The organism is Pararhizobium polonicum (assembly GCF_001687365.1).
GTDB lineage: Bacteria > Pseudomonadota > Alphaproteobacteria > Rhizobiales > Rhizobiaceae > Pararhizobium > Pararhizobium polonicum.
In genome coordinates, this window is record NZ_LGLV01000004.1 from 25,440 (window position 1) to 51,547 (window position 26,108).

24 protein-coding genes are annotated in these 26,108 nt (G+C 59.7%); 8 read left to right on the forward strand and 16 right to left on the reverse strand.

Going from position 1 to position 26,108, the window contains the following annotated elements; translation table 11 throughout:
* Positions 1 to 3: 3 nt before the first annotated feature.
* From ADU59_RS01880 to ADU59_RS01930, 11 genes are all read right to left on the reverse strand, one after another.
* Positions 4 to 2,307, reverse strand: coding sequence for a chemotaxis protein CheA (locus ADU59_RS01880; protein WP_068951141.1), 2,304 nt, complete (start codon positions 2,305 to 2,307; stop codon positions 4 to 6).
* 15 nt (positions 2,308 to 2,322) lie between these two features.
* Positions 2,323 to 2,688 (reverse strand): chemotaxis response regulator CheY1, encoded by a 366-nt coding sequence (gene cheY1, locus ADU59_RS01885; protein ID WP_068951143.1) that lies wholly within the window; start codon positions 2,686 to 2,688, stop codon positions 2,323 to 2,325.
* Between the two features lie 3 nt (positions 2,689 to 2,691).
* Entirely contained in the window at positions 2,692 to 2,985 is a 294-nt protein-coding gene (locus ADU59_RS01890) for an STAS domain-containing protein (protein WP_068951145.1), read from the reverse strand.
* A 133-nt stretch (positions 2,986 to 3,118) separates the two neighbouring features.
* Complete coding sequence (locus tag ADU59_RS01895; protein WP_083198090.1) at positions 3,119 to 4,753, reverse strand: globin-coupled sensor protein; 1,635 nt, start codon at positions 4,751 to 4,753, stop codon at positions 3,119 to 3,121.
* Positions 4,754 to 5,545: 792 nt separating this feature from the next.
* The gene (locus ADU59_RS01900) at positions 5,546 to 6,922 is read right to left on the reverse strand and encodes an FGGY-family carbohydrate kinase (RefSeq protein ID WP_068951147.1); all 1,377 of its coding nucleotides are present in this window, start codon (positions 6,920 to 6,922) and stop codon (positions 5,546 to 5,548) included.
* A 4-nt stretch (positions 6,923 to 6,926) separates the two neighbouring features.
* Complete coding sequence (gene rhaM / locus ADU59_RS01905; protein WP_068951149.1) at positions 6,927 to 7,241, reverse strand: L-rhamnose mutarotase; 315 nt, start codon at positions 7,239 to 7,241, stop codon at positions 6,927 to 6,929.
* 10 nt (positions 7,242 to 7,251) lie between these two features.
* Positions 7,252 to 8,256, reverse strand: a complete 1,005-nt coding sequence (locus tag ADU59_RS01910) for an ABC transporter permease (RefSeq protein WP_068951151.1) — start codon at positions 8,254 to 8,256, stop codon at positions 7,252 to 7,254.
* A complete protein-coding gene (locus tag ADU59_RS01915; protein WP_068951153.1) occupies positions 8,256 to 9,236 on the reverse strand; it encodes an ABC transporter permease in 981 nt (326 codons plus the stop codon). Before ADU59_RS01915 ends, ADU59_RS01910 begins: the two co-directional genes overlap by 1 nt.
* Entirely contained in the window at positions 9,233 to 10,744 is a 1,512-nt protein-coding gene (locus ADU59_RS01920) for a sugar ABC transporter ATP-binding protein (RefSeq protein ID WP_068952496.1), read from the reverse strand. The genes ADU59_RS01915 and ADU59_RS01920 overlap by 4 nt, the downstream gene beginning before the upstream one ends.
* A gap of 215 nt (positions 10,745 to 10,959) precedes the next feature.
* Positions 10,960 to 11,949, reverse strand: coding sequence for a rhamnose ABC transporter substrate-binding protein (rhaS, locus tag ADU59_RS01925; RefSeq protein ID WP_068952498.1), 990 nt, complete (start codon positions 11,947 to 11,949; stop codon positions 10,960 to 10,962).
* A 141-nt stretch (positions 11,950 to 12,090) separates the two neighbouring features.
* A complete protein-coding gene (locus tag ADU59_RS01930) occupies positions 12,091 to 12,903 on the reverse strand; it encodes a DeoR/GlpR family DNA-binding transcription regulator (RefSeq protein WP_068951155.1) in 813 nt (270 codons plus the stop codon).
* 203 nt (positions 12,904 to 13,106) lie between these two features.
* On the opposite strand from ADU59_RS01930, the gene ADU59_RS01935 reads away from it, so the two are divergent.
* The 6 genes from ADU59_RS01935 (at position 13,107) to ADU59_RS01960 (ending at position 18,291) form a co-directional block, all read left to right on the forward strand.
* Positions 13,107 to 15,206 carry a bifunctional rhamnulose-1-phosphate aldolase/short-chain dehydrogenase gene (locus ADU59_RS01935; RefSeq protein ID WP_068951157.1) on the forward strand — a complete coding sequence of 700 codons (2,100 nt, stop codon included), beginning with the start codon at positions 13,107 to 13,109 and terminating at the stop codon, positions 15,204 to 15,206.
* 13 nt (positions 15,207 to 15,219) lie between these two features.
* Positions 15,220 to 16,512 carry an L-rhamnose catabolism isomerase gene (gene rhaI / locus ADU59_RS01940; protein WP_068951159.1) on the forward strand — a complete coding sequence of 431 codons (1,293 nt, stop codon included), beginning with the start codon at positions 15,220 to 15,222 and terminating at the stop codon, positions 16,510 to 16,512.
* A 220-nt stretch (positions 16,513 to 16,732) separates the two neighbouring features.
* Positions 16,733 to 16,987 carry a GlsB/YeaQ/YmgE family stress response membrane protein gene (locus ADU59_RS01945; protein WP_068951161.1) on the forward strand — a complete coding sequence of 85 codons (255 nt, stop codon included), beginning with the start codon at positions 16,733 to 16,735 and terminating at the stop codon, positions 16,985 to 16,987.
* 69 nt (positions 16,988 to 17,056) lie between these two features.
* Positions 17,057 to 17,245, forward strand: coding sequence for a hypothetical protein (locus ADU59_RS01950; RefSeq protein ID WP_068951163.1), 189 nt, complete (start codon positions 17,057 to 17,059; stop codon positions 17,243 to 17,245).
* A gap of 69 nt (positions 17,246 to 17,314) precedes the next feature.
* Entirely contained in the window at positions 17,315 to 17,776 is a 462-nt protein-coding gene (locus ADU59_RS01955) for a YbaK/EbsC family protein (RefSeq protein WP_068951165.1), read from the forward strand.
* A 125-nt stretch (positions 17,777 to 17,901) separates the two neighbouring features.
* Entirely contained in the window at positions 17,902 to 18,291 is a 390-nt protein-coding gene (locus tag ADU59_RS01960; RefSeq protein WP_068951167.1) for a DUF930 domain-containing protein, read from the forward strand.
* 620 nt (positions 18,292 to 18,911) lie between these two features.
* On the opposite strand, the gene ADU59_RS01965 is transcribed toward ADU59_RS01960, so the two are convergent.
* Both ADU59_RS01965 and ADU59_RS30180 read right to left on the reverse strand, forming a co-directional pair.
* Positions 18,912 to 19,103 carry a DUF2735 domain-containing protein gene (locus tag ADU59_RS01965; RefSeq protein ID WP_068951169.1) on the reverse strand — a complete coding sequence of 64 codons (192 nt, stop codon included), beginning with the start codon at positions 19,101 to 19,103 and terminating at the stop codon, positions 18,912 to 18,914.
* 117 nt (positions 19,104 to 19,220) lie between these two features.
* On the reverse strand, positions 19,221 to 19,493 hold the full coding sequence (locus ADU59_RS30180) for a hypothetical protein (protein WP_139093131.1): 273 nt from the start codon (positions 19,491 to 19,493) through the stop codon (positions 19,221 to 19,223).
* 110 nt (positions 19,494 to 19,603) lie between these two features.
* Here ADU59_RS30180 and ADU59_RS01970 point away from each other — a divergent pair, with 110 nt between their 5' ends.
* Together ADU59_RS01970 and ADU59_RS01975 are read left to right on the forward strand one after the other, a co-directional pair.
* A complete protein-coding gene (locus ADU59_RS01970) occupies positions 19,604 to 20,644 on the forward strand; it encodes a glutamine synthetase beta-grasp domain-containing protein (RefSeq protein ID WP_068951170.1) in 1,041 nt (346 codons plus the stop codon).
* A 315-nt stretch (positions 20,645 to 20,959) separates the two neighbouring features.
* Positions 20,960 to 22,090, forward strand: a complete 1,131-nt coding sequence (locus ADU59_RS01975; RefSeq protein WP_425331997.1) for an adenylate/guanylate cyclase domain-containing protein — start codon at positions 20,960 to 20,962, stop codon at positions 22,088 to 22,090.
* A gap of 13 nt (positions 22,091 to 22,103) precedes the next feature.
* Here ADU59_RS01975 and ADU59_RS01980 read toward each other — a convergent pair whose 3' ends face one another.
* From ADU59_RS01980 to ADU59_RS01990, 3 genes are all read right to left on the reverse strand, one after another.
* Positions 22,104 to 23,408 (reverse strand): O-antigen ligase family protein, encoded by a 1,305-nt coding sequence (locus tag ADU59_RS01980; RefSeq protein WP_083198091.1) that lies wholly within the window; start codon positions 23,406 to 23,408, stop codon positions 22,104 to 22,106.
* Between the two features lie 10 nt (positions 23,409 to 23,418).
* The gene (locus ADU59_RS01985) at positions 23,419 to 24,693 is read right to left on the reverse strand and encodes a polysaccharide biosynthesis/export family protein (protein ID WP_068951174.1); all 1,275 of its coding nucleotides are present in this window, start codon (positions 24,691 to 24,693) and stop codon (positions 23,419 to 23,421) included.
* 75 nt (positions 24,694 to 24,768) lie between these two features.
* Entirely contained in the window at positions 24,769 to 25,449 is a 681-nt protein-coding gene (locus ADU59_RS01990; RefSeq protein ID WP_068951176.1) for a sugar transferase, read from the reverse strand.
* Positions 25,450 to 26,108 lie beyond the last annotated feature (659 nt).

Genomic DNA, 26,108 nt, shown 5'->3' on the forward strand with positions numbered 1-26,108 from the left:
GTCTTACCCTGCGGCGGCCAGCGATGATTCGAGTTGCAGGGGCTGGCCGCGCGATGCCGAAACGACGGCATCCACGTCCAGGATGAGAGCGACACGGCCATCACCGAGAATGGTGGCGGCGGCAATGCCGGGCACGTGCGTATAGTTGGCTTCCAGGCTCTTGATGACGACCTGGCGCTGGCCCTGGATGGCATCGACCATCAGGGCGCGCTGGCCGCCGCCTTCGGATTCGACCAGAAGGGCGACACCTTCCACCGGATTGGCCTGGGTGGCGCGAAAGTTCAGGATACGGCCGACATCGACCAGCGGGCAGAACGAATTGCGGATCGAGATCAGCCGCTGCGTTGCACCGAAGGAATGGATCGCGGCGGCATCCGGCTGCAGGGTTTCGACGATCGCCGTCAGTGGTACGACCAACGTCTGGCCGGCGACCGTGACGACCATGCCGTCAAGCACGGCCAGCGTCAGCGGCAAGCTCATGGTGAAGGTCGAACCGTGCCCCGGCTTGGACGAGATGTTGATGCGGCCGCCGAGCGCCTGGATGGAACGTTTGACCACGTCCATGCCGACGCCCCGGCCGGACAGGTCGGAGACCTTGTCGGCGGTCGAGAAACCGGCGTGGAAGATCAGGTTGTCGATTTCCTCGTCCGACAGATTGGCGTCGGCCGCGATCAGGTCGTTGTCGATGGCCTTCTGGCGTACCTTCTCGCGGTTGATACCGGCACCGTCGTCGGACAACTCGATGACGATACGGCCCGATCGATGCTTGGCGGTCAGCTTGACCGTGCCTTCGGCGCTCTTGCCGGCGGCAAGACGCTTTTCCGGCATTTCCAGACCGTGATCGACGGCATTGCGGATCATATGTGTCAGCGGCTCGGCAAGCTTGTCGATGACCGTCTTGTCAACTTCGGTGTTTTCCCCCTCGGTCACGAGGCGAACCGACTTGCCGGTAATGTCGGCAATTTCACGGACCGTGCGGGCCATGCGCTGGAAGACCGGCTTGACCGGCTGGGCGCGGATGGCCATGACCGAATCCTGGATTTCCCGGGTCAACTGCTGAAGCTCTTCCAGACCCATATTGATCGAGGAAACGCCGTTCGAGTCATTCTCGATGACGCTCTGCGACAGCATCGCCTGATTGATGACGAGTTCGCCGACGAGGTTGATCAGGCGATCGACGCGATCGAGATCGACGCGGATCGTCGGCGCGGCCGCCGAAGACGCCTGCTGGGCATTGTTCTGGGGAGCTGCTGACACAGTTTTTTCGCTGACCGCGGCACGCGCGGCGTTACCGGTCACCTGCAAGACATTGCTCGCGGCTTCCGCGGCAGCGACGGCTGCTTGCTGGGCAGCGGCAATCTGCTCTTCCTCTTCGACGACGCCGAGCGGCGCATCCAGCTCGTCATCGAGCGCCGAGAGATCGAACGGAACCGGCTGCATCGGCAGATCGTCGTCGGAGGCGTCTGCAATTTCGCCCGTTTCCACGGCCGTCACGTCAAGATCGCAGTCCCATTCGGCAAATTCGAACACCGCCCGGATGGCGTCTTCGCCCTTGTCGGTCCGGATCGACGCCCTCCAGGAAAAATAGGCCGCTTCCGGATCCATCTGGTCGAGCGGCGGCAGGCTGTCCATATTGCAATGGATGCTCATTTCACCCAGCCGCGAGAGGTCGCGCAGGAGCAGCGTTGCCTCATTGCCCTTGGTGTAGAGTTCGGACTTCGGCTTGAAGACGACGTCATAGGCCGGAAGACCGCTTGAGGCTTCGTCTTCGTCACCACCGAAATCATCGAAGGAGAAGGCGACGGGCACAAAATCGTGCTCGTTGACAGCCGGTTCGGCGGGCGCGGCCTTGGCAACGGGAGCAGGCTTTGCCACGGCAGCCTTGGGTGCTGCCGGCTCGGAAGCCGGCGCGGCAGGCGGCGCTTCGCCCTTGGCGAGCGCCTCCAGTTCCCGGATCAGCTGGTTCGAGCGGGCCTGATCGACACTGCCGCCGTCGCGGGCGACATTGGTGAGGTCGGCCAGAACGTCCGCCGATTTCAGCATGACCTTCAGGACATCCTGTGTCGGCTCCAGCTTGTTGGAACGAACGCAATCAAGAGTGGTCTCAAACACATGTGCGAAAGAGACAAGATCATCCAGCCCGAAAGCCCCGGCGCCACCCTTGATGGAGTGGACCGCACGGAACACCGCGTTCACCGTTTCCGGATCACGGTCGCCGTCATTCAGCCGCAGGAGACCGGATTCCAGTTCAGCGAGCTGCTCCTCGCATTCCTGAAAGAAAATCTCTTTGATTTCGTTCATATCCATGGGGGTAATCCTGGCTTAGGCGGTTACGCGCTCGATGGCATCGATCAGTTTTGTCGGATCGAACGGCTTGACGATCCAGCCGGTCGCGCCTGCCTGGCGGGCGCGGTTCTTCTTTTCCGCGTCGCTTTCCGTCGTCAGCACGAGGATCGGGATGGCCCGGAATTTCTCGTTCTTGCGCACACCCTCGATGAAGCCGAAGCCATCGAGACGGGGCATGTTGATGTCGGTGACGATGACGTCCGGATTGGCATCCTCGAGAATTTCGAGCCCCTCGATGCCGTCTTCCGCCTGGATCGTTTCGAATCCGGCATTGTTCAGCGTGACGAGCAGCATGTTCCGGATGGTTCTGGAATCATCGACTGTGAGAACTTTCTTTTTCATTTCTCAGATCTCCTGTGCCATCAGGTGATCGATATTGACCCCGATGAGCTGTGTCGTTTTCGTAAATGCGTCCGACACCTTGGCGAAGGTGAAAGACTGTTTATCCTCTTCCCAGCTTTTCGCTCCGGCCATCAGGACCTGAACGCACAACGCCCCGACGCGCTCCACTGCCGAGGCGTCGATGACGAGATTGTTGCCGCGCAAAGCCATCAGCTTGCCATGCAGCACGTTGGCCTCGTTCAGATCGAGGACCGGCGCGAGGCTCAAACTTTTCTGAGCGGCTTTCTTGGTTGCCATCTCTACTTTCCTTGTCTGACTGGGAGTAATTTACACGGATGGTTCAACGGGTTTTCCGCACGAGCCTTTGAGCCAGTGCGATGAAGTTCATAGATCGCCGGGAGCGGCTGGTGATGCTTGTGGCGCGTATGCATCAGCGCCCCCAGCCGGCAAGCCGGCCCTGAAGGCCGTAGCCATCGTCGAAACCGTCATTCGTCTCGTCAGCCATATCGCCTTGCCGCCCGGCTGCAATCGCGATAGCTGCCGGAGAAGCAAACTGTACCCCACCCGCCCTTGGCGCATTTCGCTGGACGTGGAACTGGCGGAGCGTCTGGCCGAGTTCGAGGATGACTGTGTGAAGATCGGTGCAGGTCTCCCGGGCTCCGGCAGCCTGAGCGGCGCCTGCGCCAATGTCGGTGCCGATGCGGCCGAGATCGGATGTGGCCGACTGCAGGCTGGTGACCTGCCCGGCGGCTTCCTCAGCGATGCCGGCGATGGCGTCGTTGATGCCGCGAACCTGCTCGACGATGCTGCTGATGGCGTCCTGGGTACGGCCGACCCGCTCGACGCCCGCCACGACCTGGGATTTCGTATTCGAGACCAGCTGCTTGATTTCACGGGCGGCATCGCCGGAGCGCTGCGCCAGCGCCCGGACTTCCTGGGCGACGACTGCGAAGCCTCGGCCGCTTTCGCCAGCGCGAGCCGCCTCGATGCCGGCGTTGAGCGCCAGCAAATTGGTCTGGAAGGCGATCTCATCGATGACGCCGATGATCTGGCCGATCTTTTCCGCTGAGGCCTCGATGTCGGCCATGGCGGAAATCGCCTGGCCGGCGATCTCGCCGCTGTGTTCGGCGGACTGACGGGTAACGGCGACGCTCTTTTCCGCGGCTTGCGTCTGACCGGCATTGTGCTTGACGCGATCGACGATGGCATTGAACGCCGTCACGGCCTCGCCGAGTGCTTCCGACTGTTGCTGTGCCCTGGCGGCAAATTGTCCGGTTTGACCGACGAGTTCGCGCGACGAAGTCTCCATCGTGGCAGCCCGGTCGGCAAGGCCAATGACCTGGCGCTGCATGACGTCGAGTGCACCGTTCAGCTCCTGTGCCAGGGGCTGGTAGACGGCGGGCACGTCAGCGGGTGTGCGAACGGAGAGGTCGCCGCGTCCAAGCGCTTGCGTCACGTCGCCGAACAGTGCCAGCGCTTCGGCTTCGCCCGCCTTGCGTTGCTCGGCGAGCTGGCGCTGGTGGCTGTGGCGCTGTTCGTTGAAGCGCAGGGAAACGGAGATTTCGGTATCGACGAAGACGGTGCGGACCAGGGCGGCGACAAGCGCGTTCAATTCCTGCTTGCGCGACTTGCCGAGTGCCAGCACCGATTTTGGCCAGAACTCCTCGATCATCGAACAGATCAGACGCTCCAGCACCACCGAATGCCCGGCAATTTGCCAGCGTGGGTCGAGCCCCATCTTGCTCTCGGTATCCGACAGAACCTTGACGCGTTCGGCATAGAGGCTGTCGAAGCGGGCGTCTGTCAGAACACTCCAATGCGACGACTGGAGATCGTGCAACCGGTCGATCTGGCGATCGCTGGAAAAGTGGCGCGCAGCATCCGGAAAGGTCTGGAGGCGCTGGAAGAGATCCCGCAGCGCGAGCTCCACCTGAGCGCCCAGGGATTGGCGGTTCTTGCGCAGAACGTCGGTCTGGTCTTCATCGAGCCCGGCAAAACGCAAGCGCTCCAGCAAGCTGCCTGCCTGAGCCTTTCTGGTCTGATCTGGCGACGATTCCTGCCTCAACGCTGTTCCCCGGTCCGGTGCGCAATTCTCGAAAGCCGTGCGGCTTTCAGAGGTATTCTGTAAAAAATTCAAACAATTGCTGCATCTCCACGTGCCTGAAAGGACACGCGGCTTCTCAATTCAACGGATGTTCAAAAGGGGCGATGCCCAAGCGCGCCGTCCTGCAGATGCGCGTGCGGGCGGCAGCAACGCCGTCCGACCACGGCATTCGGCCGCTTCGTTCCCATGAGTCACCCGGTGAAATGCATACCGGGTCAGAACCGGTTCGTCGGTACGGCATCATGCCTTGCAGGGAAGTAGATTTTCCCACTCCGACGTGTACGACCATGTTTATGGTTAATTCCTTGCTTGAAGGTTAACGGTTGATGGTCCGTATCTTCTTTCGCTAAAATTGGACCTGTATGGCTGCAACCGGGCGCAACCGCATGCGGGCCAAGGGTTTGCACGCGACAGAGAAACAACAGGTTATCACTGGTAAAACTTGGGAATTGATCTATAGGGGGCGGCTTATTAACTACAGCCTATTCTGACCGAAGCAAGCCATGCGCAAGCATAGCCGGTCAAGGTGAAGCGGCATCATGATGATGACGTAGAAGGGACGAGCAATGATTGTTCTGGGACTGAGCGCCACGCTTATCGCCACCCTGACACTGGCAGCGATCTCCATCCTCCTGAATATCGAGGAAGATCGCAAGTCTTTGCGCTCGCGCATCTTTTAAAGATCAGAACCATTTCTTCCTGAGAATTTCAACTTTCAGACCCGGCGTTGCTGCTATCCGCGCCGTCTCTTCCTCAAAATTCTTCCACCCGGCCTGCCACAGCGCGCCAGCTTTCGGCATAGGCCTTATAGCTTGCCGGCGTCTCACCACTGAAATCGACGGTATGGATCTGCGCCCGGCTGCCATCCGCAAGGCATGCGGCGCCAAGGCTGGTGCCGGTGGCGCTCTGGCTGCCGGTCAGCACGGGCCGCCCCGTTGCAGCGCCCAGCATCCGCAGATAGGTCGCGTTCGCCGCGAACGGCCCCTCGACGACGATCTCTCCCTGTGCGCCAATCAGGTCGAGACAGGTGGCGGTCATCATCGCCAAGTGGAAAGATACGACCGCGAGACGTTCGGGACCGGATAATGACGCTTCGTCACAGGTCCAGCGTGCCTTTGCATGCGGGAAAGGCCCCGAACCTTCCGGCACCGATGGCAGGAGCATCCATTGCGCGGCCGCGACCTCCGCCTCGATTTCGGGAGACACAGCGACGGCCTGATCCTTCATCAGGGTGGAGAATGCACGTCCGCCCATGAAGCGCGCCGATGGCACCGGATCGCCCAGCGCATTGACGTTGATCAATGTATCGCGCGCCTCGTCCAGCACGGCCTTCTTTGCCCCCATCGCCATGATCACCACCCAGGTTCCGGTGGAAACGACGGAGAACGGTGCCGACCGTGTCAGGACATGCGGCAGCAGCGAGGAATTGGAATCGTGGATGCCGCAGAAGACCGGCAAGCCTTCCGGCAGGCCGCAGTCCCTTGCAGCCTGGGGCGTCAGCCCGCCGAGAAGATCGCTTGCCCGGCGCACCGGCGCAAACAGCGGCCGCCAGCCGCGCTCGTCGACCATCGTCGAGAAGTCAGCCTTGTCAGGGTTCCAGAGATCGGTGTGGCAACCGAGCGAGGTCAACTCGGTGGAAAACACGCCGCTCAGCCGGTAGGACCAGTATTGCGCATAGGTCAGGATGGTCGCGACATCTGCGAACTGCTTGGGGAAGGTCTGTTCCTGCCAGTAGATCTGCGCGCCGATGTTCAGCCCCCCCGGCAACCGCGCGGCACCGGTCTCGGCAAAGGGCGGGCGAACCGTGTCATACTCGGCCGCCAGCGTATCTGGCCCGGCAAATTCGTAGTCGAGCAGCGGCAAGGCGAGATCGCCGTTCCTGTCGAGCAGCACGGCGGTTGCGCCATGGGTGGTCACGGAGATCGCATCGACAGGCGTTTCCGCATTCAGCGCGGCAAGGCTCCCGGCGATGAAGCCCCAGAGCCGCTCCACGTCGAAATGCGGATAGAGCCCCTCGGTGGTCACGCCGTTGGCGGTCTTGCGCACCGCCGTTTCCTCGAAACGGTCGAGATCGACAAGGGCAACCTTGGCATTCGTCTTGCCGATATCGATGACGGCGATGGTTTTCATGGGATCACTTCATATGAAAGACGGTGGTCAGCGGCACGGCGACCGGCTCGTTGTTCGCCTTCGTCTCCATGATATCAGCCATATAGGCCCACCATTTCTGCATCACCGGATGTTCCGGCAGATCGGCCATGGTGTGACCGTCGCGCCGCCAGAGAACGCCGAACAGCAGGTTTGTCTCTTCATCCAGGTGAATGGAATAATCGGACACGCCGGCAGACGCCAGAAGCTGTGACAATTCCGGCCAGATCGTATCATGACGGGCCTTGTACTCCCCCGCCATTCCGGGATTGAGCCGCATGCGAAACGCATATTTCTCCATGACCGCCCCCTCAGTGAGCCATGCGGCGGCGGGCGCGGGCCCACAGGATCGGAAGGGCGATCACCGAAATCAACAGCACACCGATGAAGATCGACATGACAATGCCCGGCACGTTAAGAAGTCCAAAGCCGAAGGTGACCATGCCCATGATGAAGGCAGCAAGCACGACGCCGGGAATGGTGCCGGAGCCGCCGAGGATGCTGACGCCACCAAGAACCACCATGGTCACCACTTCCAGTTCGACGCCGAGCGCAATCGACGGGCGGGTGGAACCGAGCCGCGAGGTCAGGCAGATCGAGGCGATCCCGGCCATCAGGCCCGTCAGCAGGAACAGGATGAACTTGACGCGGCCGACGCGCACGCCGGAAAACAGCGCCGCCGTCTGGTTGTTGCCGATGGCATAAACCGCGCGGCCGAAATTCGTTTTGTGCAACAGCACACTATAGATGATCGCGCAGACGACGAAGAGAGCGAATTCGAACGAGAAGACCCACCAGACATAGCCCTGGCCAAAATAGGCAAAGCTCGCGGGATAGCCGGTATAGGCCTTGTCACCGAGTATAATGAAGGAGAGGCCGCGAAACAGGCTCATGGTGCCGATGGTGACGACGATCGACGGCAGGCCAAGGCCGGTGATCAGGAGCCCGTTGACCGCGCCGCAGAGAAGCCCGGTACCGAGGCCGACGACGACCAGCATCGGCGTATCCGCGCCCATGGTAACCGCCAGCCCCATGGCCGTCGAGGACAGGGCAATGATCGACGCGACAGAAAGGTCGATCTCGCCGGAAATGATCACCAGCGCCATCGCAAAGGCAATCAGGGCCTTTTCCGTGAAATTGAACGTTGCGTCCGACAGGTTCCACGGATCGAGGAAATAGGGCGAGGCGAAGGAGTTGATTGCAAAGATCAGAACGGCCACGACGAGAAGCAGGCTCTCCCAGCTTTTCAGTGCACGGCTGCCGCGGCTCTGCAGCCGATCGGGAATGACCCGGGGTGAAAGTTGCGCCTCCGCCATCAGACCGCCTCCGCTTTCTTGAGAATGACACGGCCCTTGCGCTTTTCGGTGCGAGCGTTGACGGCGACGGCGATGATGATCACCGTTCCGGAAATCGCCAGCTGCGCGAAGGGCGAAATATTGATGACCGGCAAGGCATTCTTGATGACACCGAGGAACAGGCTGCCAAGCACAGCACCACCGACAGAACCGATGCCACCGGCAATCGAGATACCGCCAATGACGCAGGCCGCGATGATATCGAGTTCGAAACCGGCAGCGATATCGACATAGGCCACCGCATAACGGGACACCCAGAGATAACCGGCCAAACCGGCAAGACCACCGGAGAGGCAATAGGCAAGGAAGCGCGTGCGGCCGACATCGATGCCGGTATAGACAGCCGCATGCGGATTGCCACCGACCGCGAAGAAGGCCCGGCCGATGGGCGTGCGCGTCATCAGGATATAGACGGCGGCGATGGCCACAACGGACAGCCACGACAGGACCGGAAAGCCGGCAAGCGGTGCGCGCGGCAGCGCCTTGAAAGCGTCGCTCATCTGGTGGGCATTGATCCAGGCGCCTTTCGTCAGCAGGAAGATCATGCCGCGAAAGATGGTCAGCGTGCCGAGCGTCACGACGATCGGCGGAATATCGAGTTTCCAGACGAGCAGGCCGTTGATCGAGCCGAGAGCGGCGCCGAGGGCGACGACAGCGATGATGACCAGCGGGATCGGCACGCCCGGAAAGGCGGCATTGATCATCGCCGCCACCATGCCGCAGAGCGCCAGATTGGCGGCCATCGACAGGTCGATGCAGCGTGTCAGGATGACCGCCATCTGGCCGAGCGCCAGAATGATCAGGATCGACGTGTCATTATAGACGCGCGCCAGATTGGCCGGCGCGACGAAGCCGGGGAAGCGCAGCGCGATCAGGGCGACGAGTGCAACAATGGCGACGACCAGCAGGATTTCGCGGTTCTTGAGAAGCTTTGCCATCACGCCGCCTCCCCATGCGCTTGCGCTGGGATGCCGGCGGCGGAACGCACCAGTTTTTCGGCTGTCAGGTCGGACCGCTCGAAACGCCCGGCGATACGGCCTTCGCGCATGACGATGACCCGGTCGGCCATGCCCATGATTTCGGGGATTTCCGAGGAGACCATGATAACGCTCAACCCCTGCCCTGCCAGTTCGCTCATGAAGGCGTGCACGGCAGCCTTGGAGCCGATATCGATACCCTTGGTCGGCTCATCGAGAATGATCACCTTTGGCTGTGTCGCCAGCCACTTGGCGATGACGACCTTTTGCTGGTTGCCGCCGGACAGCGTGCCGACATCCTGATCGAGCGACGCCGCGCGCAGGTCCAGCCGCTGCGTATATTCGCGCGCCAGAGCAAATTCATTGGCAAGCTTGAGGAAGCCCGCCCGCGACGTTTTCTGCAAGGAGGGCAGCGTCACGTTCTGGAAGATCGGCAGGCCGATGATAGCCCCCTGACGGCCGCGCTCTTCCGGCACATAGACAATGCCGGCCTCGATCGCCTCGGCAGGCGAACGGATGACCAGCACATCGCCATTCAGCTTGACGGCACCGGCAGACGGACGGGTAATGCCGATCAACGACTGCATGAATTCCGAACGTCCGGCACCGATCAGGCCGTAGAAGCCGAGAATTTCACCACGGCGCAGCTCGAAATTGATGTCCTCGAATTCGGTCGGGTGGCGATAGCCGGAGACGGTGAGTACCGGCTCGCCGATATCAACATCCACCTTCGGGAAGACCTGGCCGACATCGCGGCCGACCATCATCTTGACCAGCTGATCCTGCGTGACGTCGGCAATCAGCCCCTCGCCAACCATGCCGCCATCGCGAAACACGGTGTAGCGGTCGGCAATGCGGAAGATTTCATCGAACTTGTGGCTGATAAACAGGATCGCCTTGCCATCGGCCTTCAGCCGGTCGATCAGCTCATAGAGTTCGTGGATTTCCTTGTGCGACAAAGCGGCCGTCGGCTCATCCATGATGACGACACTGGCGTCGATCGACAAAGCACGGGCAATCGCCACCATATGCTTGTTGGCAATGCCGAGATCGCGCAGCCGGATGGTTGGATCAATTTCGGCACCGACGCGGGCCAGCAGGTCGCGGGCATTGCCGTTCAGCGTCTTCCAGTCGATCAGACCGAAGCGACCCCGCGGCGCGTGGCCGAGAAAGATATTTTCGGCGACGGACAATTCATCGAACAGCACGGTTTCCTGGTGGATCGCCGTGACGCCGGCATGAGCGGCGGAGAGCGCGGTCGGAAAATGCGTTTCTTCGCCACCGACCCGGATCGTGCCGCCATCCGGCTGATAGATGCCGGTCAAGATCTTCACGAGCGTCGACTTGCCGGCGCCGTTCTCGCCGATCAGCGCGGTGACGGAGCCCGGATATAAAGCGAGCGAGACGTCGGACAGCGCCCGCACGCCCGGAAAGGACTTGGAGATGCCCTCGAGAGCGACGGCGGGTTTCATCCGCGATTTGGTCGTTTCCTGCAGCAAGAGGCAATCCATCGGTGTGGTTGAATTTGAAAAACTGTCGACAGGCTATCGCTTGCGCGATTGCCCCTCACCCTAGCCCTCTCCCCGCATACGAGGAGAGGGGGATCATAGAGTTTGCCGCCTGGTCCTTCTCCCCGTCATGACGGGGAGAAGGTGCCCGACAGGGCGGATGAGGGCAGAGCGCTAGATCAGAAGATCTTGGCGAATTCCTCGACGTTCGATGCGTCATAGACGAACGGATCGGCCATCGCACCTTCGTTGTTGTCGTCGAGCTTGACGGTGCCCATGCGGCCCATCTTCAGTTCGGCCCCCGGCTTGGCTTCCGCGCCGCCAATCAAGTCATAGGCGATCATGGTAGCGGAATAGCCGAGGTCGATCGGGTTCCAGATGGCGAAGGACTTGGACGAACCGGCCTTGACGTGGCCAGCCATTTCCGAGGGAAGGCCGAGACCCGTGACGTTGATCTGGCCGACCTTGCCGGCGTCTTCGACAGCCTGGGCTGCGGCAACGATGCCGACGGAGGTCGGAGCGATGATCGCCTTGAGGTTCGGATAGGACTGGATCAAGCCCTGCGTCTCGCGGTAGGACTTGTCGGCAAGGTCGTCGCCGTAAACGGTGGTGACGACGTTGATGCCCTTATAGTTACCCTGAACCTTCTTCATTTCCTCGATCCAGGTGTTCTGGTTGGTCGAGGTGGCCGTTGCCGAGAGAACGGCTACGTCGCCGCCTTCAGGCAGCTGGTCTGCAGCAAGCTTGATGATCATGTTGCCGATCAGCGGGCTGGACGACGGGTTCAGATGCATAGCGCGACCTTCCTTGGCGACGCCCGAATCCCAGGAAATCACCTTGATGCCGCGTTCCTGGGCCTTCTTCAGCGCCGGAACGAGCGCGTCCGTGTCGTTGGCCGAAACGGCAATCGCGTCGACCTTCTGGGCGATCAGCGAGTTGATGACTTCGATCTGGCCTTCGGCCGTCGTCGTCGTCGGGCCGGTATAAATCACTTCGACGTCGCCGAGTTCCTTGGCGGCTTCCTGCGCGCCCTTGTTGGCCGCTTCGAAGAAGCCGATGCCGAGCGCCTTGACGACAAGCGCGATCTTCTTGTTTTCCGCATGCGCGGCGTTGGCCATCAGCGCCAGCGATACCGCCGTCGTGACCATCAATGCCTTCAAAATCTTCATGACGTTCTCCTCCCGTTTCAGCCGCATACGGTCACGATGACCGCTTTCATCCGGCTTTTTCTGTCGATGCATGCCACATGCTTTCAGGCTCGAATGCCCTGACCATGTGGCGGTTGACGCACTCCCCACTTCCCACCGGCTTTACGCCGACGATGAAGCATTCTCCTCGACAATGCCCGGCCTCGTATTGGCAATGACCAAACCAACGCCTGCATCTTCGAGCATCTGGACATGCCTGTCCTCGATGCCCGAATCCGTGATCACCGTGGTGATGCGCTTCAGCCCGCACAGAATGAGGCTGGAACGCTTGTGAAATTTCGACGAGTCGATCAGCACGACGAGTTCGTCGGCCTGATCGATCAGCTTCTGTTCGGCCTGGATAAGCAGCGGATCGCCCTCCATCAGCCCCAGGGGGCCAAGTCCCTGCGCGCCCATGAACATGCGGCGCGCATAGAAATTGCGCGTCACGTCATTATCGAAAGGGCTGAGAATGATGTTCTGTTCGCGGTAGATCGTGCCGCCCGACAGCATCACCGTGTTCTTCGAATGCTTGAGCAAATGCTCGGCAATCGGAAAGGAATTGGTGAACACCTGCATCCGGCGGTTGGCCAGAAAATGCACCATCTGGAAGGTCGTCGTACCGCCATTGATGATGATCGGCTCGCCGTCCTGACAGAGCGCAACGGCCTCCTTGGCGATTGCCTGCTTCTGACGGGCGTGCAGACCTTCGTTGACACTGAAAGGGCGGCCGGCAAGACCGACAAATTGCGGTGGATTGATCGCTTCGGCGCCGCCACGCACCCGGCGCAGCCGCTTCTGCACGTGCAGCGCCGCGATATCCCTGCGGATCGTCGCTTCGGAACTATCGGTCAGATCGACCAGCTCAGGCACGGTAATGACCGGCTTGTCCTGGATCGCTGACAGAATGATCCTATGTCGCTCTTTCTCGTGCATTCCACTCCTCCAATACCACCTATGCTTCCATCACGACCGCGCATTGTCAATCACATTCAGTCATATTTTTTCATTGTGCAGTGCAATATGACTGATTTTGATCGTTTATGATTGACATCGGCGCGGAGTTTGTGTGATCTGATCGCAACGAATGCGCTTCCCCGCCCGTCGGCCGGCGCAGAATTGACCGGGAGGAATGATCGATGCTCGACAAGCAACAAGGCTCGCGCCTTGCCAATCTTTGGGATGACGGCAAGGCAGCCGGGATGAGTGAAGCAGAGCGGCTGCTCTATCGCTCGAACCTGCTCGGCTCCGACAAGCGCATCACCAATTATGGCGGCGGCAACACCTCTGCCAAGGTCCTGGAAAAGGATCCGCTTGGTGGCGGAACCGTCGAGGTTCTGTGGGTCAAGGGCTCCGGCGGCGATGTCGGCACCATCAAGATGGACGGCTTTTCGACACTCTACATGGAAAAGCTGGAAGCGCTGAAGGGGCTTTACCGCGGCCTCGAGCATGAAGACGAAATGGTCGGCTACCTGCCGCATTGCACCTTCAATCTCAACCCGCGCGCGGCTTCCATCGACACGCCGCTGCATGCCTATGTGCCGAGGAAGCATGTCGACCACATGCACCCGGACGCGATTATCGCGATTGCCGCCTCGAAGAACAGCCGCGAGTTGACGCAACAGATCTTTGGCGATGATATCGGCTGGCTGCCCTGGAAGCGGCCGGGCTTCGAACTTGGCCTGTGGCTTGGAAAATTCTGCGCGGAAAATCCGAATGCACGCGGGTTGATCCTTGAAAGCCACGGCCTCTTCACCTGGGGCGACACGGCCAAGGAAGCCTACGAAACCACGATCGAGATCATCAACAAGGCAATCGCCTGGTTCGAGACGACCAACACGGCCCCTGCCTTCGGCGGCGCGGTCAAGCCCGTGCTTCCAGCCGAGCAACGCCGCGCGGTCGCGCAGAAACTGATGCCGGTCATCCGTGGCATGATCAGTGCCGACGAGCGCAAGCTCGGCCATTTCGACGACAGCCAGGCCGTACTCGACTTCGTCACCTCGAAGAACCTCGCGCCGCTGGCAGCGCTTGGCACCTCCTGCCCCGACCATTTCCTGCGCACCAAGATCTGCCCGCTGGTGATCGATTTCGATCCGGCCAATCCCGACATCGACAAGACGCTGGCCGGCCTTGAAGCGGCCATCGCCGAATATCGCGCCGGCTACGCCGCCTATTACGAGCGTTGCAAGCGCGACAACAGCCCGGCGATGCGCGATCCGAACGCCGTCGTCTACCTCATCCCCGGCGTCGGCATGATCACCTTTGCCAAGGACAAGGCGACTGCCCGGATTTCCGGCGAATTCTACGTCAACGCCATCAATGTCATGCGCGGCGCATCCGGCGTCTCGACCTATGTCGGCCTGCCGGAACAGGAAGCCTTCGACATCGAATACTGGCTGCTGGAAGAAGCCAAGCTGCAGCGCATGCCGAAACCGAAGATGCTGGCCGGCAAGATCGCACTGGTCACCGGCGGCGCCGGCGGCATCGGCAAGGCAACAGCCAACCGGTTGATGGCCGAAGGCGCTTGCGTCGTGCTCGCCGATATCGACGAGGAGGCCCTGGCTTCAGCGCAGGCTGAACTCGGTGGGCGTTACGGCAAGGATTTCGTCCGCGCCGTCAACATGAACGTCACGGTCGAAGCCGCTGTCGAAAAGAGCTTTGCCGATGCGCTGCTCGAATTCGGCGGCCTCGACATTCTCGTGTCCAATGCCGGCCTCGCCTCCTCCGCGCCGATCGAAGACACGACGCTGGCGCTGTGGAACAAGAACATGGATATCCTCGCGACAGGCTATTTCCTCGTTTCGCGCGAAGCATTCCGCATCTTCCGCAATCAGAAAGCCGGCGGCAACGTCGTCTTCGTCGCCTCCAAGAATGGTCTTGCCGCCTCCCCCGGCGCATCCGCCTATTGCACCGCCAAGGCTGCCGAAATCCATCTGGCCCGATGCCTGGCCCTGGAAGGTGCATCCGCCCAGATCCGCGTCAACGTCGTCAATCCGGATGCCGTGCTGCGCGGCTCGAAGATCTGGTCCGGCGAGTGGAAGGAACAGCGCGCTGCCATCTACAAGACGGATATGGACGGGCTGGAAGCGATGTACCGCGAACGTTCCATGCTGAAGCTCAGCGTCTTCCCGGAAGACATTGCCGAAGCGATCTATTTCCTCGCCTCCGACATGTCGGCCAAGTCGACCGGCAACATCATCAATGTCGACGCGGGCAATGCCCAGTCGTTCACACGCTGATCCGGAGGACGACATGACACTGATGATCAGAAAAGACGTCATCGACGCCGACAATGCCGCGCGTATTGCCGATCTGCAAACCGATTACGACCATCTCGGTGCGCAGCTTGCACGCCGGGGCATCGACATCGCGGCAATCAAAGCGCAAGTCACAGCTTACGGAGTGGCGGTCCCGTCCTGGGGCGTCGGTACCGGCGGCACACGCTTTGCGCGCTTCCCCGGCACCGGCGAACCACGCAACATCTACGACAAGATCGAGGATTGCGCGGTCATCCAGCAGCTGACCAGGGCGACGCCGACAGTCTCGCTGCATATCCCCTGGGACAAGGTCGACGACCTGAGGGGATTGCGAGAAAAAGGCAACGCACTGGGCCTTGGCTTCGACGCGATGAACTCCAACACCTTCTCCGACGCCGCGGACCAGACCCATTCCTACAAGTTCGGCTCGCTCTCCCATGCGGACCCTGCCACGCGCCAGCAGGCCGTCGATCACAATCTGGAATGCATCGAGATCGGCAAGGTGCTAGGCTCGAACGCCCTGACGGTCTGGGTCGGCGACGGCTCGAATTTCCCGGGCCAGGTGAATTTCACCAAGAGTTTCGAGCGCTATCTCGATGCGATGAAGGCTGTCTACAAGGGCCTGCCGGACGACTGGAAGATCTTTTCCGAACACAAGATGTTCGAACCGGCCTTCTACTCCACGGTGGTGCAGGACTGGGGCACCAACTATCTGATCGCACAGGAACTCGGCCCCAAGGCCCATTGCCTGGTCGATCTCGGCCATCATGCGCCCAACGTCAATATCGAAATGATCGTCGCCCGGCTGATCCAGTTCAAGAAACTCGGCGGCTTCCACTTCAACGATTCGAAGTATGGCGACGACGACCTGGATACGGGCTCGATCGATCCCTACCGCCTGTTCCTCGTCTTCAACGAACTGGTCGATGCCGAGACCCGCAAGGCCGAAGGCTTCTCGCCGATGCATATGCTCGACCAGAGCCACAACGTCACCGACCCGATCGAGAGCCTGATGAACAGCGCCACCGAAGTCAGCCGCGCCTATGCGCAGGCGCTGCTCGTCGACCGCAAGGCACTCGCGGGCTATCAGGACGGTAATGACGCACTGATGGCGACGGAAACGCTGAAAAGCGCGTTCCGCACCCATGTGGAACCCATTCTCGCCATGGCGCGCTACGAAGCTGGCGGCGCAATCGCACCGGTCGCGGCATATCGCGCCAGCGGCTACCGCGCCAAAGTATCGGGCGAACGGCCAGCCACGAAGGGCGGCAGCGGCGGTATCGTCTAAGCCACGACACCTTTTTCGAATCGGCCCGGCGGGACACCTCCGGGCCTTTTTTTGCCTCTCGGATGCGAATTTCGTGACTTTCGCACGGAAACCATCGCTTCCCCGCGCAATTTTCAGTTCATTGACCACAAAAAAGCGTCAAAGATCGCGTTCCCCCTCTAACGGAAACCCCTTCTCGCTCTATCTTGTCTTGTGCGGATACAACGGAAAGGAACCATCCATGGGTATCGAAAGCATCGTCGTATTTCTGATTGTCGGCGCCATTGCCGGCTGGCTTGCAGGATTGATCGTCTCGGGTTTCGGCTTCGGCCTCATCGGCAATATCGTGGTCGGCATCGTCGGCGCTTTCATTGCGGGCGCACTCTTCCCCTATCTCGGCATCAGCATCGGCAGCGGCATCCTTGCCGCCATCATCCATTCAACGATCGGCGCCGTCATCCTTCTGGTGCTGATCCGCATCGTCAAAAGCGCCTGACGCCTCCAACGGATCCCGGTTTGCCGGAAGGTGAACCGGGCCCCATCTGTCCTGTCTTCGGGAGATATCATGTCCGACCTCTACGATCCCCGGATCGAACAAGCGCTCCAATCGTTCATTTCCGATCATCCCGGGATGCACACGCGCGATCAGGCAATCGCCGCCATCCTGATCAACTGGTTCACCAGCCACGGCTACCTGCCGCACGACCAGGAAGGCACGCGCCCGGAAAATCTTGACGCGTCGAACGATGACTGAAAAGATCGCTGGATTGCCTGCGCGGACCCATGCGGGCGTGATGCCGATCAGAAAAGTCATGTGCAGCCGATGAGCCTTTCCTCCGTCAAGACCTTCTTTGCCGAAAATGCTCCCGATATCGCCGTCATCGAACTCCAGCAAAGCACCGCGACCGTGGCGCTGGCAGCGGAAGGGCATGGTGTCGCGCCGGCACAGATCGCCAAGACGCTTGCCCTGCGGGTGGCTGACAAGGTCATTCTGATCGTCACGCGTGGCGATGCCCGCCTCGACAACAAGAAGTACAAGGCCCTGTTTTCGACGAAGGCACGCATGTTGGGGTTCGACGAGGTCGAGGAAGAAACCGGGCATCCCGTTGGCGGCGTCTGCCCGTTCGGGCTCGCGCGACCGCACAAGGTTTATTGTGACATCTCGCTGAAAGCCTTTAACGAGGTCGTGCCGGCAGCCGGTGCGCCGCACGCGGCAGTGCGGATCAATCCCGAGCGCATGGCGGAACTCGCGTCTGCCGAATGGATCGACGTTTCGGACGTTTAGGTCAGTCTGCCTTTGAATGACCACAAAGGTTTCCTTCAAGTTAACGCCCAACGCAACGGTGCTTCGTCCGGAGGTGCCTTTTGCCGTTTGCATTTTCTGACATGACGTAAGGAGTTGACGACGCAATGAACAGGCTTGTTTGCCCGCTCTTGCTGGGAGCTGCCATTGCCGCGCCCGCAGCAGCCATGGATCAGTCACTGGTCAAGCAATTCGAGAAGCTCGACCCGCAGACCCGCCTGGAACAGCGTTGCGATACCGAAGCGATGTGGAAAATCAATGCGGACCAGGCAACGTTCAAACCCGACAAGGTGATCGCCTATACGTTTGCCGATCCGATCGTCGAAAACGGCACGATGAAAGCGCCAGGCGCGGTCTTTCGCAGCAAGGGTGAATGGTACAGGCTGAAATACAATTGCACTACCGGACCCGACCATATCGAGATGCTGTCGTTCAACTACAAGATCGGCGACCTCATCCCGCATGACGAGTGGAACGCGCACTATCTTTATCCGTAAACCGCTTGGGCTTGCCGTTACAGAACGATGAACAGGACCATGACGGCGCCGAAAGAAAGCGCGGCCAGGATGTTCAAGAGCGTCTTCATGATATGGTCCGTCATGCCGAGCATCCTTTTGCTCCGCAGGACCCGTGAGACGGAATAGCTCGCAGCCTGCGGTGATCTTCGCCCGCAATCGGCACAACATCGTTGCCGATTGCGTCCAATCCCCTATCGCGCACCGGATCAGAAAAATGCTCTGGTCCACACGAAGGCGACTCTGCTCCAATTTGCACCTTATTGGTTAAAATAGCGTCACATTCGCCCGAGCCATAGAGAGCAATTGTTAACCGTGATTTCTTCCATCCCGGCGCGTAAGCGCCCTGGGTGAAGCAAGGGACACCGCGGAGATCGAATAGCGTCGCGACAACGCGATGCGATGCAACTACACGGCGTCCATTCCGAACGCGGCGGTACGCAGAAAAATGATCTGATTTTGAAATCATGTCCGAGCGTTGATTTTTCAATCGCTCACTGGGTTATGCGCGGAACTACAGTCGACACGCAAACCTGGCGCTCACAAGCGCGGCGGCCTTCCGCACCATGCGCGGCAACCGGAATTTTTGCCTGGCGGCGCGTTCAGGACTTCGGCGTCTGCTCCTCGCGGACGGCTTCGTCATGATACCAGCTGCTGTAATCGACCGTGAGGACATGCTTCGGCCGGAAGTCTGCAACCGTGGCGGCCTGATCGAAGCGGCGGCTGCCCAGCTTCCGCCCACCAGCGGGGAACTCGTAGATCTTGGCCGTACCGGCCGGAGACATCATTGCCATAGTGTCGCTTTTCCTTTTCTCACGGACCTCAGCGGGTCAGCTTGGGAACACTATAGCAGACTTGCGCGCGAATTGCGCGGATTGATTAAAAAAAAATCATTCAGCCTAAAAAATAGGCTATTTTTTAGGCATCGTGTTTCGGATGCGTTTTTTGCGATAAATTTTGTGCGGATGCACGCAAGTCAAATTGTCGCAAGTTTTGCGTAAAATTTGCGCATGAGGCTCTATTTTTCTTGAAAACGGCAGAGAAAACACACGGAAAAGATGGAAAACGATGGCAAAAAGTCCAGTTTCATCAGTGATTTCACATTTTCTGCCCGGACCCGCGTTCACCAGTCGACCGGAACCCTGTTTTGCCGCCATTTTGGCAAAAATCGGGGAAAGGGTCACTGCCGTCCCAAACTGGCATGCCCTGTGCATATAAGACGGCAGCCGTTGGCGGCACAGCGCGAGCGGGGCGTTCCCGACGCTGTGCATCATCAACCCATGAGAGGTTAGAAATGACGAAATTTAAGCTCGAGTATATCTGGCTCGACGGATATACCCCGGTACCGAACCTTCGCGGCAAGACGCAGATCAAGGAATTCGACGCATTTCCGTCGCTCGAGCAGCTGCCGCTGTGGGGCTTTGATGGTTCGTCGACCCTGCAGGCCGAAGGCCGCAGCTCCGATTGCGTTCTCAAGCCCGTGGCGATCTATCCGGATCCGGCCCGCACCAACGGCGCGCTCGTCATGTGCGAAGTCATGATGCCGGACGGTGTTACGCCGCATGCCTCCAACAGCCGCGCGACCATCCTGGACGACGAAGGCACCTGGTTCGGTTTCGAGCAGGAATATTTCTTCTACAAGAACGGCCGCCCGCTCGGCTTCCCGGAAACCGGCTACCCGGCTCCGCAGGGTCCGTACTACACCGGCGTCGGCTATTCGAGCGTTGGCGATATCGCCCGCAAGATCGTCGAAGAGCATCTCGACCTTTGCCTTGCTGCCGGCATCAACCATGAAGGCATCAATGCCGAAGTGGCCAAGGGCCAGTGGGAATTCCAGATTTTCGGCAAGGGCTCCAAGCGCGCCGCCGACGAAATCTGGATGGCCCGCTACCTGCTGCAGCGCCTAACGGAAAAATACGGCATCGACATCGAGTTCCATTGCAAGCCGCTCGGCGACACCGACTGGAACGGCTCGGGCATGCATGCCAACTTCTCGACCAAGTACATGCGCGAAGTCGGCGGCAAGGAATATTTCGAAGCGCTGATGGCAGCCTTTGAAAAGAACCTGCTGGACCACATCGCCGTCTATGGACCGGACAATGACAAGCGCCTGACCGGCAAGCACGAAACGGCTCCGTGGAACAAGTTCAGCTACGGCGTTGCCGATCGCGGCGCATCGATCCGCGTTCCGCATTCCTTCGTCAACAACGGTTACAAGGGTTACCTGGAAGACCGCCGCCCGAATTCGCAGGGCTGCCCCTACCAGATCGCTTCCCAGATCCTGAAGACGATTGCCGAAGTTCCGACCGCAGGCAGCGTTTCGGCAGCGGCGTAAATCATTAAAGCGTCTTTCATGGCGTCGGCTCACCGGTCGGCGCCATGATTCTGTCCGGTTGACGGTCGCTGCATCGGCAAACCAAGGCTCCGGTGGATTGCCTCTCTCATCCAGACCGGCATCGCCGACTCCCCAAGCCGCTAGGCAATTTCCTGCACTGGTATTCCGGTTCCGCCGTGACTAACTTCACAGTCGACAGCACCGAACACCAGACGGGATGCCACCATGCAATCTCAATCCAGCCCGGCCGAAAGCCTGCATCGCGACGATGCGGGAACGTACCTATCCGAGAGCCGCGATATCATCGAATGGCTGATGACCGAGACGCGCGACGAACGTTTCATCGACCATATCTTCGTGGAGATGTGCGACAGGCTCAATGAAGCCGGTTTGCCGGTTTCGCGCGGCACGCTGCATTTCCGCATCCTGCACCCGCAGTGGCTCGGCGCACGGATTTTGTGGCTGAAAGGCATGAAAGAAGCGGAAATCCAGACGTTCGATTATGGCGTCGAAGATACGGCCCAGTACCGCAACAGCCCGATCAACGAACTCAACAGCGGCGCAAGCGGGATGATTCGGCAGCGCCTCGAGGCTGCCTCCGGGGATGCCCCACCCTATCCGCTCTATGACGATCTGCGCGCCGAAGGGCATACCGACTATATCGCCTGGCAGCTGAAACATACGTTGGGCAAGCATCACATCATCACCTTTTCCAGCGACAGGCCGGGTGGTTTCAGCGATGGCGACATCGCGTTCCTGGCCGATCTTCTACCGGCCTTTGCGCTGGTCAGCGAAATCCGCCTGAAAAACCGTCTGGCCCGAACGCTCCTCGAAACCTATGTCGGGCCGCATGCCAGCGAACAGATCCTGGCAGGCGCCACGACGCGCGGCAGCGGCGTGACGGTGGGTGCTGCCATTCTCATCTGCGATCTGCGCGACTTTACCGGCATCTCGGACATGTGGCCGCGCGACGACGTCATTGAACTGCTGAACGGCTATTTTGACGCCATGGCGGAACCGATCGAGCGGCATGGCGGCGAGATCCTGAAATTCATGGGCGATGGGCTTCTGGCAATCTTTCCGCTGGGCAATACCAATGCCTGCCGGGATCTTCTTGCTGCCATCCGCGAAGCACAGACCGCCATGGCAGCGCTCAACGAGGAAAACCTGAAAAAAGGGCATGAGGCCCTCGGCTACGGCATCGGCGTCCATGTGGGCGATGTCATGTATGGCAATATCGGCTCCCGCAGCCGGCTCGACTTCACCGTCATCGGTCCGACCGTCAACATTGCCTCGCGGCTTGAAAGCCTGACCAAGGAGATCGGACGCCCGGTGCTGCTGTCGCGCGCGTTCGTCGAAATGGCCGGATGCGAGACAAAGCTGGAAAATCTCGGATCCCACCTGTTGAGGGGGCTCAGCGAGCCAATCGACGTCTTTGCCTTTTGAGGACGTGTATCGCCTACCTGTTCGGGAAGGCGGGCCCTGCCCCAAGCGGAGGAACCATGGACCGCATCGTTTCACCGCTCGGACTCATTGCCTGAAACGGGGCTCCCTGTGACGCAGGCATGGTCAGCTTCCCGGCTGCGATATAAAGCAGGAACGAGCCGATCTGATAGGGGAAGATGACGTCGATTTCAGCAAACGCGCGAACGAACAACAAAGCGGACATGCCAAACAGAACAAGAGGATCGGAACCCTCTATCTGGGTTAGCACTCTCTTCAGATGACCGAACAGACCGGCAAGCAGAAGGCCGGTCAATAGAAACAGGCCGACCCCGCCGGTTTCCACCATCGTTTCGATGAACGTGTTGTGGAAATGAAAGCCGCTGCGCGAGGCGATATAGAACTCCGTCCACAGCCGTTCCGGCTCGGAAAAACCCTGTACCCAGTAGGCCTGATAACCGACACCGATCACCGGTGACGCCATCGCAGCCTCGATCCCCTGCTGCCAGAGATAGGTTCGCCCGGTGAGTGTCGAATCCTTGCCGAAAACGCCCAGAACGCTATCGATCGCGCCACCGTAGACGCCTCCGATCACAGCCAGGACGCCGAAGACCGCAGCGGCAATGAACAGCAATTTGCGGTTTCGTGGCGGAAGCAGGGAAAATACCCGCAGGCCGATACACAGGCCGACGACGGCCGCGGTGGTCAAGACAGAGGTGGCGGACTGGGAGGCAAACAGGCAATAGGCCGCCAGCAGCCCGGCCACGCCGCAGATGCCCAGCCAGATACCGCGCTCCCCGAGCAGGAAAACCGCCGAAAAACTGAAGAAGATGGCCAGCGAAGCATAAAAGCCGAGCTGGTTCTTGGAGGCAAAGGCGCCGACGAAGCTGACGGTCCCATCCAGCGGATCGAAGTGATAGACCCCGAACAGCAATGAATAGACCAGCACAACGGCTGCCCCCGCGACAGAGCCGAGCGCCAGGATTCGGGTATCCAGCGTCCGCATGGCGATCAGCGCGCAGATGACATGGGTGAGATACTGGACGCCGGCGCGCGCCGTGGTGCCCGGCGCAGCCGACCAGAACACGGAAAGGCAGGCGAAGATCACAAAGGCGAAGATCCAGATATATTTGACGTAATTGCCCAGCACCCGCCGGTAGTCGATCAGGACCAGCGGCAGCCAGACCGCATAATAAAGCAGGATCGAGACCTGACCGAAACGTCCGGAATAGGCGAAGACGAAGTAGGAAACCGCCAGGGCGAAAATCCCATAGACGAGGTTTTCGCCCGGCGTTACCAGACTGGCCTTTGCGATCTTCATACCGACCGCCTTACTGCGTATTGAGCGTGGGTTCGACCTTCACGACATCGCCCGGCTGCACAGGTGTCCCCTCGTCCGCGGCGATTGTCGTCGATTTCCCGTCTTTCTGACGAATGATCGAATAGCTGATCTCCGCCGCAACGCCGGCCTTCGGCGTGCGTGACGCGTCTGCCGATTGAAACAGCGCTTCCGTCATCAGGTCGCGGCTGGTGACCAGCTTCAGGGAAAGCGTATCCAGCTCGGCTTCGGTATTCTGCAGCTCCTGGGCAAGCTGGGCATCCCAATCGTTGCGCAGGTTGGTCTCATCCTGGCTCGCCTTGCTGACGTCCTGTTTGGCCTTGAGCGAGGCGGTGTCGATGTCGAGCAGTGCCGCCTGCAGATCGGCGACCCGCTGTTCGGTGGAGAGCTTGCGGGCGCTGAGAGCCAGGCCCTTTTCCGCCAGCACGTCGACGCGCTCCTTGTCTTCCATCACCAGCGCCAGCTGCCGGTTCTGCGTCACAGATTTCTTGCCGAGTGAATCGATTTCGCTCTGCAGGAGTGCCTTCAGCTCCGCAAGCGCTGTCAGCTGGAGCTTCAGCCGCTTGTCACGGGAGACCATCAGCGCTTTCTCGCTTTCGAGGAGGCCGGCGGCATCCGCAACGCCTTTCAATTCGGCAGGAACGGCAATGTCGGTTTTCTCGGCAATTTCCGCCTGCAGCCGCGCGCGCCGGACGAGCAGCCGGTTTCTTTCGGCGATCTGCACGGAGGAATCCCCCTGCGCATTGATGAAATCGCGGGCAAAGCGCTGACCGTTTTCGGCCCGTCGCAGACCGCCACCCAGGCTGACGGCTTTCAGAACCGTCATGTCGGGCGCGAAAGGATATTCGCCGGGCGTCTGAACGTCACCGGCCAGATAGATCGGCCGGTACTGGGCAAGCTCGACGGACGCAGACGGGCGATCGGGCAAACCGAACAGCTTTTGGAGCTGCAGTCCAACTTCATCGGCGATCTCGGATGTCGTTTTTCCGGACGCCGGTACGGTGCCGAGAAACGGCAGGGAAATGCCGCCGGATGCGCCGACCGTATAATCACCGCTGATGGCAGACCAATCCCTGACGGACCCCTCGGCGGTCTGCCATTCCGCGACGCGGATTCTCAATTTGTCCATGGCGCCGAGCGTATAATCAGCAGCGAAAGCCGCGTGAATGCCCGAGACGCTGATGGCGATGGCCAGTGCGGAAAGACGCGCTGCACCCCAGGCTTTGCTGCCAAGGGCGGGAAGTCCCGTGTAAAGACTTCTTTTCATGAAAATTCCTCACTTAACAACAAAGCCGATCCCGGCGTTATGACGGAAGCGGCATATTCGAGCTGGAGACTGTGATCAGTAACTGCCCCGGGACAGGCAGACAGCAGGAATTGTCTTGGCAACGATGACCACATCGTTGATGAGCGACCAGTTGGTCACGTAATGCGTATCGAAGGCGATACGCGCGGCGTAGGAAACATCGTTGCGGCCACTGACCTGCCACAGCCCGGTCAGGCCGGGGCGCGACTGCAGGTAAAAGATCGCCGAATGTTCATACAGTTCGAGTTCGTCTTCCACGACGGGACGCGGACCGACGACACTCATTTCACCACGGATGATGTTGATGAGCTGTGGCAGTTCATCCAGGCTCAGTTTGCGCAGAACGCTTCCAACGACCGTGACGCGCGGATCGTCCTGCAACTTGCGGTTCGCCTGCCATTCCTCGTATGCCTTGGGGTTCTTCTGCAGATGATCCTGCAGGATCCTGTCGGCGTCCGGCGCCATCGTCCGGAACTTGAGGCAATGGAAGAAGCGGCCATTATGGCCGACGCGACGATGTCCATAAAACACCTTGCCGCCATCGGAAAACTTCACCAGCGCCATCAGAAGCAGAAAGAGCGGGCTGAAGACGATGAGTGCCAATGACGCGGCCAGGATGTCAAAACCCCTTTTGGATATTCCCCCTATCGGCCGGTGTCCCCCGGATTCGATGGTCGTAAAATACGGCGAGCTTGCCGATCGAGTCGCAGACTTCATGGGAGATAACTCCATTTGGGTTGGCGATTGGTCGGGTCCCCTGAGGGCACATGGGTATCAATTGCATGTGAGAGTTTAGAGGGTGATTTTGATTTTTAAAGGCAAGTTATAGCCCCTCCCCTCGGCATAAGGGGGTTTGCGGCCAAGCTGAAAATCGGAAACATAATTATTAATTAAGGATACGGTCGAAGGCCGGGATATTATCAAAATGCAAATCGGAGATATCCTGATTTCACCTAGATTCAGGATGGCCAACCGTAGATATAATCGTTTTTTAAATCGGATTAGGTCGGATTGTATATTTAACACCTCTTATAATCGCAGATTAATACATAAGATGCTTTTACAGCGGTGAAAGTTTTGCACCGCACCATTTTTTCGCACTGCACATTTTTTTATTAATAACCGCTAATTTTGTAACAAAAGTTGATCTTAAATACGCGTTTGTTGCGACCTGAGGATTAGAACAACCGAAAATATACGCGCAAGTTGCGCGCTATAAGGCGATGCACCTGCGGAATGTGGCCGAATCCGAGGCGTCATTGTGCGCTGCACGCGTCTCCCAATTCGACATGGCGTGACACTCCTGAAACGCGGCGGCAACGGTGTCGTGACGACCGCACCAAAAATGTTGCCGATTGTCGCGCAATCGATAGATG